The 439-nt window shown below is 70.2% G+C and carries 1 pseudogene; it reads right to left on the bottom strand.

Annotation, left to right across the window (positions count from 1 at the left end):
• Positions 1-22 precede the first annotated feature (22 nt).
• Positions 23-439, bottom strand: a pseudogene (locus KQH55_RS16425) (hypothetical protein); the annotation flags it as partial.

Here is a 439-nt window from a genome sequence, read left to right on the forward strand (position 1 = left end):
CTGCCGTACGCGCCGCGCTTTTTCAGCGTCGGCGTTCGCGCGCTGCAGCGCGGCTAAGTTGCCTTCCAGCATGCCAATGTGCTGGCGCGCGGCGCTGCGCATCACTCTCGTCGGCACGTCGCACCGCCGCATCCCGTTCCTTGATCAGGCGCGCGCTGGTGCGGCGCTCATGCTCAGTCTCCAAGAGCGCGCGCTTTTCGGCGCGAGCGGTGTCGGCCCGCAGCTTATCGAGTTCGCGGGCAAAATCGGCGCGCGCTTGGGCGAGTGCGGCGTCCCGCTCCTGGGCATCGCATTGCAAACGCTCGACTTCCGTGTGCAGCGTCTGGCATGCTGCCTCAGCCGCCGCCAGCGTGGGCTCCAGTTCCGGCAGGCGCGCCTGTGCAGCGAGCAGCGCCGCGTGCGCGGTGGCCGCGGCTCGCTGCTTGGCAAGGCCTGTGCC

This window comes from Mycetohabitans sp. B3, from assembly GCF_021498065.1.
Taxonomy (GTDB): Bacteria; Pseudomonadota; Gammaproteobacteria; order Burkholderiales; family Burkholderiaceae; genus Mycetohabitans.